The 15,085-nt window shown below is 60.4% G+C and carries 15 protein-coding genes; 13 read left to right on the top strand and 2 right to left on the bottom strand.

Translation table 11 applies throughout. The features are described 5' to 3' along the window. The first annotated feature begins 240 nt into the window (after window positions 1-240). On the top strand, window positions 241-2,418 hold the full coding sequence (locus P3S72_RS07975; RefSeq protein WP_276196898.1) for a hypothetical protein: 2,178 nt from the start codon (window positions 241-243) through the stop codon (window positions 2,416-2,418). 221 nt (window positions 2,419-2,639) lie between these two features. Here P3S72_RS07975 and P3S72_RS07970 read toward each other — a convergent pair whose 3' ends face one another. Beyond that, the gene (locus P3S72_RS07970; protein ID WP_276196897.1) at window positions 2,640-2,942 is read right to left on the bottom strand and encodes a DUF2288 domain-containing protein; all 303 of its coding nucleotides are present in this window, start codon (window positions 2,940-2,942) and stop codon (window positions 2,640-2,642) included. A gap of 341 nt (window positions 2,943-3,283) precedes the next feature. Here P3S72_RS07970 and P3S72_RS07965 point away from each other — a divergent pair, with 341 nt between their 5' ends. From P3S72_RS07965 to P3S72_RS07925, 9 genes are all read left to right on the top strand, one after another. Then, a complete protein-coding gene (locus P3S72_RS07965; RefSeq protein WP_276196896.1) occupies window positions 3,284-4,411 on the top strand; it encodes a branched-chain amino acid ABC transporter substrate-binding protein in 1,128 nt (375 codons plus the stop codon). 228 nt (window positions 4,412-4,639) lie between these two features. Further along, window positions 4,640-5,563, top strand: coding sequence for a high-affinity branched-chain amino acid ABC transporter permease LivH (gene livH / locus P3S72_RS07960; protein WP_003231100.1), 924 nt, complete (start codon window positions 4,640-4,642; stop codon window positions 5,561-5,563). After that, window positions 5,560-6,813: a high-affinity branched-chain amino acid ABC transporter permease LivM gene (locus P3S72_RS07955; RefSeq protein WP_276196895.1), complete on the top strand. Its 1,254-nt coding sequence runs from the start codon at window positions 5,560-5,562 to the stop codon at window positions 6,811-6,813. Before livH ends, P3S72_RS07955 begins: the two co-directional genes overlap by 4 nt. Further along, on the top strand, window positions 6,810-7,577 hold the full coding sequence (gene livG / locus P3S72_RS07950; RefSeq protein ID WP_276196894.1) for a high-affinity branched-chain amino acid ABC transporter ATP-binding protein LivG: 768 nt from the start codon (window positions 6,810-6,812) through the stop codon (window positions 7,575-7,577). Before P3S72_RS07955 ends, livG begins: the two co-directional genes overlap by 4 nt. A 1-nt stretch (window position 7,578) precedes the next feature. Further along, window positions 7,579-8,280, top strand: a complete 702-nt coding sequence (locus P3S72_RS07945; RefSeq protein ID WP_017844798.1) for an ABC transporter ATP-binding protein — start codon at window positions 7,579-7,581, stop codon at window positions 8,278-8,280. A 243-nt stretch (window positions 8,281-8,523) separates the two neighbouring features. Beyond that, window positions 8,524-8,829, top strand: a complete 306-nt coding sequence (locus P3S72_RS07940; protein ID WP_276196893.1) for a DUF2282 domain-containing protein — start codon at window positions 8,524-8,526, stop codon at window positions 8,827-8,829. Between the two features lie 23 nt (window positions 8,830-8,852). Next, on the top strand, window positions 8,853-9,731 hold the full coding sequence (locus P3S72_RS07935; protein WP_276196892.1) for a DUF692 domain-containing protein: 879 nt from the start codon (window positions 8,853-8,855) through the stop codon (window positions 9,729-9,731). After that, the gene (locus P3S72_RS07930; protein ID WP_276196891.1) at window positions 9,728-10,504 is read left to right on the top strand and encodes a DNA-binding domain-containing protein; all 777 of its coding nucleotides are present in this window, start codon (window positions 9,728-9,730) and stop codon (window positions 10,502-10,504) included. The genes P3S72_RS07935 and P3S72_RS07930 overlap by 4 nt, the downstream gene beginning before the upstream one ends. Continuing rightward, window positions 10,501-10,986, top strand: coding sequence for a DoxX family protein (locus P3S72_RS07925; RefSeq protein ID WP_276196890.1), 486 nt, complete (start codon window positions 10,501-10,503; stop codon window positions 10,984-10,986). Before P3S72_RS07930 ends, P3S72_RS07925 begins: the two co-directional genes overlap by 4 nt. Here the strand turns inward: P3S72_RS07925 and P3S72_RS07920 are convergent. After that, complete coding sequence (locus P3S72_RS07920) at window positions 10,983-11,891, bottom strand: LysR family transcriptional regulator (RefSeq protein WP_276196889.1); 909 nt, start codon at window positions 11,889-11,891, stop codon at window positions 10,983-10,985. The two genes, P3S72_RS07925 and P3S72_RS07920, sit on opposite strands and share 4 nt — an antisense overlap. Window positions 11,892-11,996: 105 nt before the next feature. Between P3S72_RS07920 and P3S72_RS07915 the strand changes: the two genes are divergently transcribed. From P3S72_RS07915 to P3S72_RS07905, 3 genes are all read left to right on the top strand, one after another. Then, the gene (locus tag P3S72_RS07915) at window positions 11,997-12,596 is read left to right on the top strand and encodes a short chain dehydrogenase (protein WP_276196888.1); all 600 of its coding nucleotides are present in this window, start codon (window positions 11,997-11,999) and stop codon (window positions 12,594-12,596) included. A gap of 96 nt (window positions 12,597-12,692) precedes the next feature. Beyond that, window positions 12,693-13,364 carry a hypothetical protein gene (locus P3S72_RS07910; protein WP_276196887.1) on the top strand — a complete coding sequence of 224 codons (672 nt, stop codon included), beginning with the start codon at window positions 12,693-12,695 and terminating at the stop codon, window positions 13,362-13,364. 106 nt (window positions 13,365-13,470) lie between these two features. Then, the gene (locus P3S72_RS07905; protein WP_276196886.1) at window positions 13,471-15,084 is read left to right on the top strand and encodes an NAD(P)/FAD-dependent oxidoreductase; all 1,614 of its coding nucleotides are present in this window, start codon (window positions 13,471-13,473) and stop codon (window positions 15,082-15,084) included. Window position 15,085 lies beyond the last annotated feature (1 nt).

The raw sequence follows: 15,085 nt of genomic DNA, 5'->3' as shown, positions 1-15,085 counted from the left end.
GCTGCGGCCCCACCGGCATCATCAGGCGAGTCACTGACGTCTAATCTTTGGCATTTCGCCATCATTTATCTAAAGAACGCCGATAAACGGCCGATTCATCAGAGTCGGGCCGAAATTTCCCCTTGAAACGTTAGGGTTAAACCTATCGTCCCGGACCGGACGCACTGTAAAGTCGCGAACTCCCACTCAGTGATGGCTTTTTAATATTTCACAGCCATCCGCCCAGGTACATGGCGCACAATGACTTCTAAAAATAACCCTGCCACCGTGGTCTCCGATGTGTTGCCGACAGCTCCTGCGGAAAAACCTTCAGCTTCAAAGTCATTGAGCAGCCCCCGTCCGGCGGCAACCCAGCAATACCTATACTTCACCGAGACCAATACCGACCGCATCCTCGACAACCTCGACGGCCTGCGCGACATGGTGTTCCCGCGCCTGCCCCACCAGGAAGGCGACAGCGAGCCGCGCAGCGAGCAGGAATTTCCCTCGGTGTGCCTGATCGGGCTGGGCCGCTGCGGTTCGAACATTGCGCTGGACGTGGCCGAGTTGGTCTACAACGCACGCAAGTTCTACTTGAACGAGTTCAGTACCGAAGACAAGTCGACAGACAAGGGCTACAGCCCGGCCCAGTGGATTCGCAACAACCTGCGCCTGGGCAGCGGCAAAGCCAGCAAACCGGTGTTCCTGGTGGAACCCTTGGTGATGCTGGGCGACCTGGACAAGGACATCGCCGGGCGCATCCGCTTCTCGCGCAAGGGTGAAAAAAGCGGCTTCCTGCGCGACTACAGCAAGATGAAAATCATGGACCTTTCGGAAGTCCATGCCGGCGGCGCCGGTAACGCGCCGATCCTTGGCCAGTACCTGGCCAAGATCATCCTCAATAAAGACACCCAGCGTTTTTCCAGCCCTGACTGGAAGATGATCCATTCGTACCTGATCGACTCCTGCGGCATCAAGGCCAACCAGTCGCGCCTGTACTTCTCGATCTTCAGCGCGGGCGGCGGCACCGGCTCGGGCATGGCTTCGGAGTTCGGCCTGGCCCAGCAGCACTCGTACATGAACAAGACGTTCGACACCAAGCCGGCCGACGAGCACGACAGCAAAAGCGGCCACGCCTTCGTCTTCGAACCGATCTTCACCAGTGGCATCTGCGTGCTGCCGAACATCTCCGATCACCGCAGCGAAATGTCCGAGGCGCTGCACATCAACGCCGGGCGGCTGCTGTGCAAGTACCTGTCGGAAGAATGGGATTTCTCATACAACTTCGCCAATGAAGACAGCAGCGAAGCCAGCGTCAAAGGCCGTATCCGCCCATGGAACGCGATGATGCTGATCTCCAACGACATCATGCGTTACGCCGAAGAGAGCGATGACGGCAACATCCAGAACATTGATGTCAATGCCATGGAAAAGCACGCCAACCAGTACATCTCGCAACAGATCTTCAACATTCTTACCGCCCAGGCGGTAACCACCGACTACGACCAGAACTACTTCCGTCGCGCCGGGATCGATATCGGCGAAACCATCCGCCTGGATGCCAACGACCTGTTCATGAGCCTGGCCGGCCCGGTGGCGATTGCCTACGCCGAATCGGTGGTCCCGGAAACCCCGGCGCCGTCGAATGACAAGTTCAAGGTGTTCGACAAAGAACCCCAGCGCCTGAACATCGACGACCTGTTCTTCCGCTCCATCGACCTGCCGCACTTCAACAAGGTCACCCAGGCCATCGAAGGCATCAGCCTGCTGCCGATCGAGTCCAAGCGCTACAAGGCCTCCCTGGAGCAGTACAAGAACTCCGGCTACGACGCGGCTGCGCTGCACGACCTGCACTTCTTCAAAAACTGCTCGTCGGTGGTGTCGATCGTGTCGCTGCCCAAGGACTACAAACTGTCCTACATGGACCTGAACCGCCTCAAGACCCACCTCAACAGCCTGTTCCCCAACACCACGCTCAAGCGCTACGCCCTGGTGATTGGTGCGTCGGCTAACCTGTCGCTGACCACCCTGATCGCCAAGAGCCCGTGCCTGTCGGACGATTTCCTGACGCTGATCGTGGCGTTTATCAAACGCTGCTTTGCGCGCAACCCGTATCGTTTCGATGACACGCTGGACAACTCGATCCTGGACTTCATCATCCACGAGGACTTCGACGAAGACCGTATCGACGAACTGCTCAACGAGTTTGAAAACCCGGCAAAGATCCTCGATACCAACTGGTACGCGATCAAGCCGATGTATGAGAAGAAGTACCGCGAGCTGATCAATGACAAAGAGAAGTTTGTCTCGATCAATGACATTCGCCTGTCACGGGATTGCGTGAAAAAGGCGATCAAGTACCTGCGCGAGATTTACCGTCATCGGATCGGCAAGACCAAGATTATTTCGTTGAATAACCATACCGGCAAGACAGCCTAGGCTTATGTGGCGAGGGAGCTTGCTCCCTCGCCACGGCGATCGGCTCACACCCAGAAACAATTTCCCGAGCATTTCGCGGTCAGCAAAACTGTTCCCGTGACGCGCACGTCACCCTCACCTGTGACCTTTCTCCACGGCAAGATGCCATCACCGCATCTGCGGTTACTCCGCTACACACTTACAGCGGCGCAAACAGCGCACCATTTTCGCGCAGACGTTTCTTACCCTGCCCTTTCCTGGATCAGAATCCACGGCGAAACCACCACCGCCCACAAGCTCGGATCGCGCTCCAGCAGGTCCAATGCCCGCGTCGCAGACACTTCGCCAAGGCTGCCCGAGGCCAGCCAGGCAGAGACTTTATCGCGCTGGTCCTCGGCCATGCCCTCGGCCGCTTCGATCAAATCCAGGCCGGCGTCGACCCACAATAGGGCACCCTTGGCAAAGAACGGTTCGAGCTCCTTCCAGGAGATTTCGGCGGTTTCACCGAGCAGCTTGGCATAGAGGGTGCTAGGTTCTTGCGTCATGGGAATTCACCTTGGGAAAAAATCGGCGCAATCATAACGTCGTGTCTCTCGTAGAAAAACCCAGTTGCAAATGAGTGAGCGATTGAAAGCGTCAGGAAAGCCACGGATTGCCCGCCACTGCGGCAGCCCCCCGCCGCAATTCTGTCTTTTTCTTTCATTTAAGCGACACACCCGGGTATTGCCCCCAGCAGCCAGCTTTTCAAGCGATCAACCGGCGCTCTACACTGTACCGGTACAGTTGCCAGGGCACTGCCGGGGGGATATTCGAGATATCTGATCCGGTTCTGCAGCTCACAAGGCCGCTAGAACTATAAAAAATACAACAGTAAGAGTGGAGCACTATGAATAAGGCTACTAAGCAGATTTCCAAACTGTTTGCCGCTATGGTCCTGGCCGGGGTTGCCAGCCATTCGTTCGCAGCCGACACCATCAAGATCGGCATCGCCGGCCCTAAAACCGGTCCTGTCACGCAATATGGCGACATGCAGTTCATGGGTGCCAAGCAGGCGATCGCCGACATCAACGCCAAAGGCGGCGTCGATGGCAAAATGCTCGAAGCCAAGGAATACGACGACGCCTGCGATCCCAAGCAAGCCGTTGCGGTCGCCAACAAAGTGGTCAACGACGGCGTCAAGTTCGTGGTCGGTCACCTGTGCTCCAGCTCCACTCAGCCAGCGTCCGACATTTATGAAGACGAAGGCGTGATCATGATTACCCCGGCGGCCACCAGCCCGGAAATCACCGCCCGTGGCTACAAGCTGATCTTCCGTACCATCGGCCTGGACAGCGCCCAAGGCCCAGCGGCCGGCAACTACATCGCCGACCACGTGAAGCCGAAGATCGTTGCCGTGCTGCACGACAAGCAGCAATACGGTGAAGGCATCGCCACCGCCGTTAAGCAGACCCTCGAGAAGAAAGGCGTGAAAGTCGCTGTCTTCGAAGGCCTGAACGCCGGTGATAAAGACTTCTCCTCGATCATCCAGAAGCTCAAGCAAGCCAACGTCGACTTCGTCTACTACGGCGGCTACCACCCAGAGCTGGGCCTGATCCTGCGTCAGTCCAAGGAAAAAGGCCTGAACGCCAAGTTCATGGGCCCAGAAGGCGTCGGCAACGACTCCATCTCGCAAATCGCCCAGGGCGCTTCCGAAGGCCTGCTGGTGACCCTGCCGAAATCCTTCGACACCGACCCGGCCAACAAAGCCATCGTTGAAGAGTTCGCCAAGAACAAGCAGGACCCAACCGGTCCGTTCGTGTTCCCGGCCTACTCGGCCATTGAAGTCATCGCCGGCGGTATCACTGCCGCGAAGAGCGAAGACACCGCCAAAGTGGCCGCAGCCATCCACGCGGGCACCTTCAAGACCCCTACCGGCGAGCTGAGCTTCGACGCCAAGGGCGACCTGAAGGACTTCAAGTTCGTGGTCTACGAATGGCACTTCGGCAAACCAAAAACCGAAGTTTCCCCTCAGTAAGCCAGGCGTTACTGGTCAACAAGCCCACTGCGAGAGCAGTGGGCTTTGTTTTACGAGGTTTATGGGCCTGTCACCCGCGATCCGGGCGCTGGCTCACCTGAAAATCTTAAAACCGTCACCAGCGGTTCGCTGGCAAACGCTTTGCGCAAATGTGCTCACAGAACACAGCGCAGGGCCGGAACATGACTCCACCAGTGAAATGCGTATCGGGTTTTTAGGAGCGTTGTAATGCCTGAGATCTATCATTTTTTCCAACAGCTGGTTAATGGCCTGACCATTGGCAGCACCTATGCCCTGATAGCCATTGGCTACACAATGGTTTACGGCATTATTGGAATGATCAACTTCGCCCATGGCGAGGTGTACATGATTGGTTCCTACGTGGCCTTTATCGCCCTTGCCGGGCTGGCCATGATGGGTATCCACTCCCTGCCGCTGTTGATGACCGCCGCGTTCCTTGCGTCGATCGTCGTAACCAGTGCCTATGGCTACAGTATCGAACGGGTTGCCTATCGTCCCTTGCGTGGCAGCAACCGTTTGATCCCGCTGATTTCCGCCATCGGCATGTCGATTTTCCTGCAGAACACCGTATTGCTGTCCCAGGACTCCAAGGATAAGTCCATTCCCAACCTGATCCCGGGGAGCTTCTCCTTCGGCCCAGGCGGCGCACAAGAAGTGCTGATTTCGTACATGCAGATCCTGGTCTTCGTCGTCACCCTGGTGGCCATGCTAGGCCTGACCCTGTTCATTTCCCGCTCCCGTCTGGGGCGCGCCTGCCGGGCCTGCGCCGAAGACATCAAGATGGCCAACCTGCTGGGCATCAACACCAACAACATCATCGCCCTGACCTTCGTCATCGGTGCCGCGCTGGCGGCCGTCGCTGCCGTGTTGCTGAGCATGCAGTACGGCGTGATCAACCCCAACGCCGGTTTCCTGGTCGGCCTCAAGGCCTTTACCGCAGCGGTATTGGGCGGTATCGGCAGTATCCCGGGCGCCATGCTCGGCGGGCTGGTGCTGGGTGTGGCCGAAGCGTTTGGTGCCGATATCTTCGGCGACCAGTACAAGGACGTCGTAGCGTTTGGCCTTTTGGTTCTGGTGCTGTTGTTCCGTCCGACCGGCATCCTGGGCCGTCCGGAGGTTGAGAAAGTATGAGCAGATATCTTAAATCGGCGTTTTTCAGCGCCCTGCTGGTTTGGGCCGTGGCCTTTCCGGTACTTGGCCTCAAGCTGAGCATTGTCGGCATCAACCTGGAAGTGCATGGCACCGGTCCCGTGACCCTGACCATCATTGCCCTGTGCTCGGTGCTGATGTTCCTGCGCGTGCTGTTCACCCAGCAGGTCGGCGCGTTATTGCGCTCCAACCGTGGCCCGCTGGTATCGCCCAAGGTCAGCCAATTCCTGACCCTGCCGCGCACCCAGCGCTACATCATCATCGGCCTGATCGTGGCCGCGCTGATCTGGCCGTTCTTCGGCTCACGCGGTGCGGTCGACATCGCCACCCTGATCCTGATCTACGTGTTGCTGGGCCTGGGCCTGAACATCGTGGTCGGTCTGGCCGGCCTGCTCGACCTGGGTTATGTGGGCTTCTATGCCGTGGGTGCCTACACCTACGCGCTGCTCTCGCACTACCTGGGCTGGAGCTTCTGGGTCTGTCTACCACTCGCCGGCCTGATGGCGGCGACGTTCGGCTTCCTGCTGGGCTTCCCGGTGCTGCGCCTGCGCGGTGACTACCTGGCCATCGTGACCCTGGGCTTCGGGGAAATCATCCGACTGTTCCTGCGTAACCTGACCGACATCACCGGTGGCCCTAACGGCATCAGCAGCATTCCCAAGCCGACGTTCTTCGGGCTGTCGTTCGAGCGAAACGCGGCCGAAGGCATGCAGACCTTCCACGAGTACTTCGGGATTGCCTACAACCCGGTGAGCAAAGTGGTGTTCCTGTACCTGGTGGCGCTGTTGCTGGCCCTGGCCGCATTGTTCGTGATCAACCGCCTGCTGCGCATGCCGATCGGCCGTGCGTGGGAAGCGCTGCGCGAAGATGAAATCGCCTGCCGGGCCCTGGGCCTGAACCCGACCATCATCAAGCTGTCCGCGTTCACCCTGGGCGCTGCGTTCGCCGGTTTTGCCGGCAGCTTCTTCGCCGCTCGCCAAGGCCTGGTGACGCCGGAGTCCTTCACCTTTATCGAGTCGGCGATCATCCTCGCCATCGTGGTACTGGGTGGCATGGGCTCGCAGTTGGGCGTGATCCTCGCAGCAATCGTGATGATCCTGCTGCCGGAAATGATGCGTGAGTTCAGCGAATACCGCATGTTGATGTTCGGCGCCATGATGGTGCTGATGATGATCTGGCGTCCTCAAGGCCTGCTGCCCATGCAACGTCCACACATGGAGCTGCGCAAATGAGCCGCGAGATCCTGAAAGTCGAAAACTTGAGCATGCGCTTCGGCGGCCTGCTGGCGGTCAATGGCGTGGCCCTGACCGTCAAAGAAAAACAAGTGGTTGCGCTGATCGGCCCCAACGGCGCCGGCAAGACCACCGTGTTCAACTGCCTCACCGGTTTCTACAAGCCGAGCGGTGGCAGCATCCTGCTCGACGGCCTGCCGATCCAGGGCCTGGCCGGTCACGAGATCGCCCGCAAGGGCGTGGTGCGGACCTTCCAGAACGTGCGGTTGTTCAAAGACATGACGGCGGTCGAAAACCTGCTGATCGCTCAGCACCGTCACTTGAACACCAACTTCTTCGCAGGCTTGTTCAAGACCCCGGCGTTCCGCAAGAGCGAGCGCGAGGCCATGGAATATGCGGAGTACTGGCTGGACAAGGTCAACCTCACCGAGTTCGCCAACCGCCCCGCCGGCACCCTGGCCTATGGGCAGCAACGTCGCCTGGAAATCGCCCGCTGCATGATGACCCGCCCGCGGATCCTGATGCTCGACGAACCGGCCGCCGGTTTGAACCCCAAGGAAACCGAAGACCTCAAGGCGCTGATCGGCGTGTTGCGTGAAGAAAACAACGCGACGGTGCTGTTGATCGAACACGACATGAAACTGGTCATGAGCATTTCCGACCACATCGTGGTGATCAACCAGGGCACGCCCCTGGCCGACGGTACGCCGGAGCAGATCCGCGACAATCCTGAAGTGATCAAAGCCTATCTGGGGGAAGCGTAAAATGCTGCAATTCGAAAACGTTTCCACTTTCTACGGCAAGATCCAGGCCCTGCACAGCGTCAACGTCGAAGTGCGCCAGGGTGAGATCGTCACGCTGATCGGCGCCAACGGTGCCGGCAAGTCGACCTTGTTGATGACCCTCTGCGGTTCGCCGCAGGCCCACAGCGGCAGCATCCGCTACATGGGCGAAGAGTTGGTGGGCCAGCAGTCGTCGCACATCATGCGCAAAAGCATCGCCGTGGTGCCGGAAGGCCGACGGGTGTTTTCGCGCCTGACCGTCGAAGAGAACCTGGCCATGGGCGGGTTCTTCACCGACAAGGGCGACTACCAGGAGCAGATGGACAAGGTGCTGCACCTGTTCCCCAGGCTCAAGGAACGCTTCAGCCAGCGCGGCGGCACCATGTCCGGCGGCGAGCAGCAAATGCTCGCCATCGGCCGGGCGCTGATGAGCAAGCCCAAGCTGTTGCTGCTCGACGAACCCTCCCTGGGCCTGGCACCGATCATCATCCAGCAGATCTTCGACATCATCGAACAACTGCGCAAGGACGGTGTGACGGTGTTCCTGGTGGAACAAAACGCCAACCAGGCGCTGAAAATCGCTGACCGTGCCTATGTGCTGGAAAACGGCCGGGTGGTGATGCAGGGCACGGGTGAGCAGTTGCTGACCGATCCTAAGGTGCGTGAGGCGTACCTCGGCGGTTAACACGCGGTTGCTGGACGAACCGGATCCAAATGTGGGAGGGGGCTTACCCCCGATGGCGCCATGTCAGGCACAGAACATGTGACTGATATACCGTCATCGGGGGCAAGCCCCCTCCCACATTTGTTTCGGGTGATCCCTGAAGAATTTTTCTCAAACGACTTGTAACGAATTCCAACGTCCAGCCTCTAGTGGTACAAGCAGGCAATCATGCCCGCCGACTCAACCCACTGCTGGAGATACACCATGACCGTAAAAACCCGTTCGCTGTCCGCCGCTTCCCTCGTCCTGGCCCTGGGTTCCGCGCTGAGCCTGTCCGCCCTGACCACCAGCGCCCACGCTGCCGACGACATGCAGAAATGCTTCGGCGTCGCTGAAGCTGGCAAGAACGATTGCGCCGCCGGCGCTGGCACTTCCTGCGCCGGCACGTCCAAAACCAAGGATCAGGCCAATGCCTGGAAACTGGTCCCGGCTGGCACCTGCACCCAAACCCCAAGCAGCACCTCGCCGAGCGGTTTCGGCCAGGAAGCGGCCTTTACCGCCAAGTCCTGAAACAGCCCCCACCCTGAGTACTGATGATGACGCTTTCGTTCCTGCAAACGCCCTCAGCGGCTCAGGCGCCCGGACTCCCCCTGCGGGCCGGGCTGGGGCTGAAGCACGAGCACTTCGCCGAAGTGCTCGACACCCGCCCCGATATCGGTTTTTTTGAAGTGCATGCCGAAAACTACATGGTGGCCGGCGGCCCGTTTCATCACTACCTGGGTTTGATTCGCGCGCAGTACCCGCTGTCGCTGCACGGCGTGGGCCTGTCCATCGGCGGCGAAGGCCCGCTGGACCGTGCGCACCTGGCACGGCTGGCGAGGCTGATCGAGCGCTATCAACCCCACACCTTTTCCGAACACCTGGCCTGGTCGACCCACGGCCCGGTGTTTCTCAACGACTTGCTGCCGCTGGCCTACGATGTCGACAGCCTGAACCGGGTGTGCGAACACGTTGATCAGGTTCAGAGCTTCCTCAAACGCCCAATGCTGCTGGAGAATCCATCGACCTACCTGCAGTTCCAGCGCTCGACCCTGGACGAGACGGACTTCATCAGCGAAACCATCCGCCGCACCGGCTGTGGCCTGCTGCTGGACGTCAATAACGTCTACGTGTCGTGCATCAATCATCAGCGTGACCCGTTGGCCTACATCGACGCCCTGCCATTGCACGCCGTGGCTGAGATTCATCTGGCAGGCTTTGCCGAAGACACCGACAGCCTGGGCGAGCGCCTGCTGATCGATGATCACGGTGCGCCCATCGATAACGCCGTCTGGCAGTTGTACGAGCAGGTACTCGCGCGTACCGGCCCGGTGGCGACGTTGATCGAAAGGGATAACCAGGTGCCGGCCTTCAGCGTGCTGCTGGCCGAGGCGCAACAGGCCGAACGGCATTTGTTGCAGGTGCGCCCATGAGCCTCCTCGAAGACTTTGCCGCCGCCCTGCTGGCGCCGGACCAGGCCTGCCCCGACGGCCTGTTCAGCAGTAACGGCGCCGACCCGGCCAGCCGCTTTGCCGTGTATCGCAACAATGTCCACGGCTCGTTGATCAATGCGCTGGCGAGCGCTTACCCGGTGACGTTGCAACTGGTAGGCGATGAGTTTTTCCGCGCCATGGCCCGCGGCTACGTACAGGCGAACCCGCCCAGCAGCCCGGTGATCAGCACGTACGGCGCTACATTTTCCAGCTTTATCCAAGGCTTTGAACCGGCCGCGAGCGTGCCTTACCTGGCGGATGTAGCGCGATTGGAACGCTTGCGGGTCCGTGCCTATCACGCGGCGGATGCCCCGGCGCTGGAACCGCAGGCTGTTCTGCAGCAACTGCAAGCACACACCGAGCTGGGCACATTGCGCCTGCAATTGCACCCATCCCTGGCTACGTTGAACTCCCGCTACGCCGTCGTCGCAGTGTGGGCGGCGCACCACACCGAGGGCGCGATTGCCACGTTAAATCCCTGGCATGCCCAGGGCGCCCTGATGTTGCGCCAGGGCCTGGAGGTCAAGGTGTTCGCCATCGACAGCGGCTCGGTGGTGTTCATCGACAGCCTGAACCATGGCGCGGTGCTGGAGGAGGCGCTCACACACGCACTGGAGACGTCGGCCGAGTTCGACCTGCACCAATGCCTGGCGCTACTGATCAACCAAGCCGCAATCACTCACCTGCATCTGGAACACAAGGTATCGCCATGAACGCTCAATCACCGGGCCTGATTAAACGGGCCATCCAGCTTTTCGAACAAATCCCCTACAGCTTGATCGCCTTTCTCGCACGCTTTTCCATAGCGGCAGTGTTCTGGAAGTCCGGGCAAACCAAAGTCGAAGGTTTTGCCATCGACTTGATCAGCGGCACCTTCCAACTGGGCGAACCGCGACTCGCCGCCTCGACGCTGCCGCTGTTTCGCAGCGAATACCGGCTGCCCTGGCTGTCACCGGAAGTGGCCGCGCACATGGCGGCATTTGCCGAACACTTCTTCCCGGTGCTGATCCTGCTGGGCTTCGCCACGCGCTTCTCGGCCCTGGCGCTGATTGGCATGACCCTGACCATTCAACTGTTCGTGTACCCCGACGCCTACCCCACCCACGGCACCTGGCTGGCCATACTGCTGCTGTTGGTAGCCAAGGGCCCGGGCGGCCTGTCCATCGACCACTGGATTGCCCGCCGTTATCGCTAGAGACGGTCGAGGGCTTCGCCGCTGCGCTTGAACCAGTCCACCAGGTAGTCGGCCAACACCTGGGTGCGTCGCGGCAAGCCGCCCTGATAGGGATGCACCAGGTACATCGGCAGGCTCCGCGTCTGATAGTCCCGCAGGAGCAAACGCAATCGACCGTCAGCCAGTTCCGCCGGTAAAACGTAGGAAGGCAGGCGCGCAATACCGGCGCCCACCAGGGCGGCCTTTTTCAACAGGTTGTAGTGGTTGGAGGCGAAGGTCCCGCTCACCCGCACGCGCAGCAGTTCGTGCTGCTGGTGGTACAGCCACTCCTCGCGGCCGCTGTAGTGGCTGTTGAGCAGGCAGGTGTGGGACGCCAGATCAGCCGGGGTCAGCGGTTCGCCGTGCTGCTCCAGGTAGGCCGGGCTGGCACAGGTCATCTCGTGCCAGGCCAGCAGCGGCTTGGCCACCAGGCGCTGATTTTCGATGGCACCCGAGCGTACCCCCAAGTCAAAGCCATCCCGCGCCAAGTCGCGGTAGCTGTTGTTCAGCTCCAGTTCGATCTGTACCTGCGGATAGTGCTCGGAAAACTCCAGCAACAAGCCATCGAAGAAGGTTTCGCCCAATGACACCGGAACCGTCATACGCACCGGCCCGGCCAAATCGTCCTTGAGCCGGGCCAGTGCCTGACGCGCCCGTTCGACCTGCACCACCAACGCCTGCGCCTGGGGCAACAACGCCGCGCCGGCAGCCGTCAGGCTGAGCTTGCGCGTGGTGCGGTGCAGCAACACCACCGCGTACCCCGCCTCCAACTGGCTGATGCGCTTGGACAATTGCCCTTTGCTGCAACCCAACTGCTCAGCCGCTACGGTAAAACTGCCGGCTTCGATCAATACGGCAAACGCCGCCAGGTCATCCATCTCGCTCATGGATTGTTTCCATTTGAAAACCAAAGGTTGCCTATTAGCACGTTTATCCATCTGAAAAGCCACACTAGACTGACCCCTCACTTACCCCACTGGAGAAACAGCACGATGAAAATCCTATTGATTGGTGCCAGCGGCACCGTGGGCTCGGCGGTCAAGGCGGAACTGGCGCAGCGTCACGAGGTAATCAGTATTGGTCGCAGCAGCGGCGACTTCCAGGTGGATATCAGCGACAGCGCCTCGATCCGCCGGCTGTTCGAGCAGACCGGTCGGTTCGATGCCCTCGTCTGCGCGGCAGGCAATGTGAATTTCGTCGCGCTGGGTGAGATGAGCGAAACCGATTTTGAACTGGGCCTGCGTGACAAACTGATGGGCCAGGTCAACCTGCTGCTGATCGGCCGCGAGTACGCCAACGATGGGGCCTCGTTCACCTTCACCAGCGGCATTCTCAACCGCGACCCGATTCGTACCGGTGCCTCGGCGGCACTGGTCAATGGCGCACTGGATGCCTTTGTGAAAGCCGCGGCAATCGAATTGCCACGGGGCCTGCGCGTCAACTCCGTGAGCCCGACGGTGCTGTTGGAAGCCATGGGCAGCTACGCACCGTACTTTCGCGGGTACAAGCCGGCCCCGGGCGCTGATGTGGCGTTGGCCTACGCGAAAAGCGTCGAGGGCTTGCAGACCGGTCAAACCTTTAGCGTAGGTTGAACTTCAAGGCTGTAAGAAATGCCTGAAGCTCGCACGTGGGCTTGTGATGCACCGCCAGCCTGCGTAACGTGGCGGCACTTGTCAGGAGACCCGATAATGCGTGCCGCCCGTACCCTCATGCTGTTTGCCTTGCTCCCGCTGTTCACCGCCTGCCAGTTGTTCGAAAGCGAGCCGGCCAAACCGTCCACCGTCGGGTTGACCCGCATGCAGGGCGAGCTCACGGCAGTCGCAGGCAAGCTGTTGTTCCAACCGTGCCACGACCAGCGCAACTACGTGGTCAAGGATACCGGCGGTACCAGCATCCTGCAGGAAGCCGCCTCGCTGGCCGGCCAGCAAGGCGCACTGTTTGCCGACCTGCGCGGCAAGTTCTCCGGCGTCGCCGCCGGCACCCAGGGCGAAGTGGAACTGCAACAGCTGTACCGCGTCGAGCGCTCGGTCTCGGCTTGCGATGATCCCGACTTCAAGCGCACGATCCTGCGCGCCAGCGGCCACAAGCCGGCCTGGGCGCTGAACGTCACCGCCAAGGGCATGGTGCTGGAGCGCGAAGGCCAGCCACCGCTGCCGGTTCCCTATGTCGAGGAACAACTGGGTGACGGGCGTTTCAACCTGATGACCGAAGCCAATAACCAGCACATCGAACTGTGGGCAGCCCCGCAGCGGTGCGTCGACAGCGTCAGCGGCAGCCTGCAACACATGACCGCCGAGTTGCGGGTCAACGGTCAAGTCCAGCGTGGCTGCGCGGCCTTCGGTGGTTCGCGGGACGATTGATTCGTGTCTGCGTTGTTTTAACATGACGGAAACCCGCCGTTGGGGCTTATAATCACCGGTTTGCAAAACCGCCGGCCCCACCAAACGCCGCACACCGGACCCTGTCATGTTACGAATCACCGAACTCAAGCTGCCCATCGACCATCCCGAAGAAGACCTGCGGCCCGCCATTGTGCAGCGCCTGGGCATCGCCAGTGATGACCTGCTCGATTTCACCCTGTTCAAGCGCAGCTATGACGCCCGCAAAAAATCGTCGGAGCTGTGCTTCATCTACACCGTCGACTTGAACGTAAAGGGTGAAACAGCCCTGCTGCTCAAGTTTGCCGATGACCGCAACATCAACCCGGCGCCGGACGTCAGCTACAAGGTGGTGGGTCAGGCGCCTGCGGACCTGGCTGAACGTCCGGTCGTGGTCGGTTTTGGACCGTGCGGGATTTTCGCCGGGCTGCTGCTGGCGCAGATGGGCTTCAAGCCGATCATTCTCGAGCGCGGCAAGGAAGTGCGCGCGCGCACCAAGGACACCTGGGGCCTGTGGCGCAAAAGTGTGCTCAACCCGGAGTCCAACGTGCAATTCGGTGAGGGCGGCGCCGGGACCTTTTCCGATGGCAAGCTCTACAGCCAGATCAAAGACCCGAAATTCCACGGGCGCAAAGTGCTGCACGAGTTCGTCAAGGCCGGCGCACCGGAAGAAATCCTCTACGTCAGCAAGCCGCACATCGGTACGTTCCGTCTGACCGGCGTGGTGGAAAACATGCGCGAGCAAATCATCGCCCTGGGCGGTGAAGTGCGCTTCGAGCAACGGGTGACCGACGTGTTGATCGAAGACGGTCAACTGAACGGCGTGGTCATCGATGGCGGCGAGCAGATCCTCTCCAAGCACGTGATCCTCGCCCTCGGCCACAGCGCCCGCGATACCTTCCGCATGCTCCACGGCCGTGGTGTGTACATGGAAGCCAAGCCGTTTTCCGTGGGTTTCCGTATCGAACACCCGCAGTCGCTGATCGATGCCGCGCGCCTGGGCAAATACGCCGGGCACCCGAAACTTGGCGCCGCCGACTACAAACTGGTCTACCACGCCAAGAATGGCCGCTCGGTCTACAGCTTCTGCATGTGCCCCGGCGGCACCGTGGTGGCTGCGACTTCCGAGTTGCATCGCGTGGTGACCAACGGCATGAGCCAGTACTCGCGCAACGAACGCAACGCCAACTCCGGCATCGTGGTCGGCATCACGCCTGAGGTCGATTACCCGGGCGGCCCGCTCGCCGGCATCGAGTTGCAGGAGCGCCTGGAATCCCACGCCTACATCCTCGGTGGCAGCAATTACGAGGCCCCGGCGCAACTGGTGGGCGATTTCATCGCCGGCAAACCGTCCACGGCCATCGGCAGCGTGGAGCCGTCCTACAAACCTGGGGTGTCCATGGGCGACCTGGCCCTGGCGCTGCCGGACTTCGCCATCGAAGCGATCCGTGAAGCCTTGCCGGCGTTCGAGAAGCAGATCAAGGGCTACTCGCTGCACGATGCAGTCTTGACCGGTATCGAGACGCGCACCTCATCGCCACTGCGGATTACCCGCAACGAATCGATGCAGAGCTTGAACGTCAAAGGCCTGTTCCCAGCCGGTGAAGGCGCCGGTTATGCCGGTGGGATTCTGTCGGCGGGTGTCGACGGCATTCGGATTGCCGAGGCGTTGGCGCGGGATATGTTGGGTATCGAGGCCTGAA

Source organism: Pseudomonas sp. D3, assembly GCF_029320995.1.
Lineage (GTDB): Bacteria > Pseudomonadota > Gammaproteobacteria > Pseudomonadales > Pseudomonadaceae > Aquipseudomonas > Aquipseudomonas paraveronii.
This window is presented reverse-complemented; position numbering and strand designations above follow the sequence as displayed.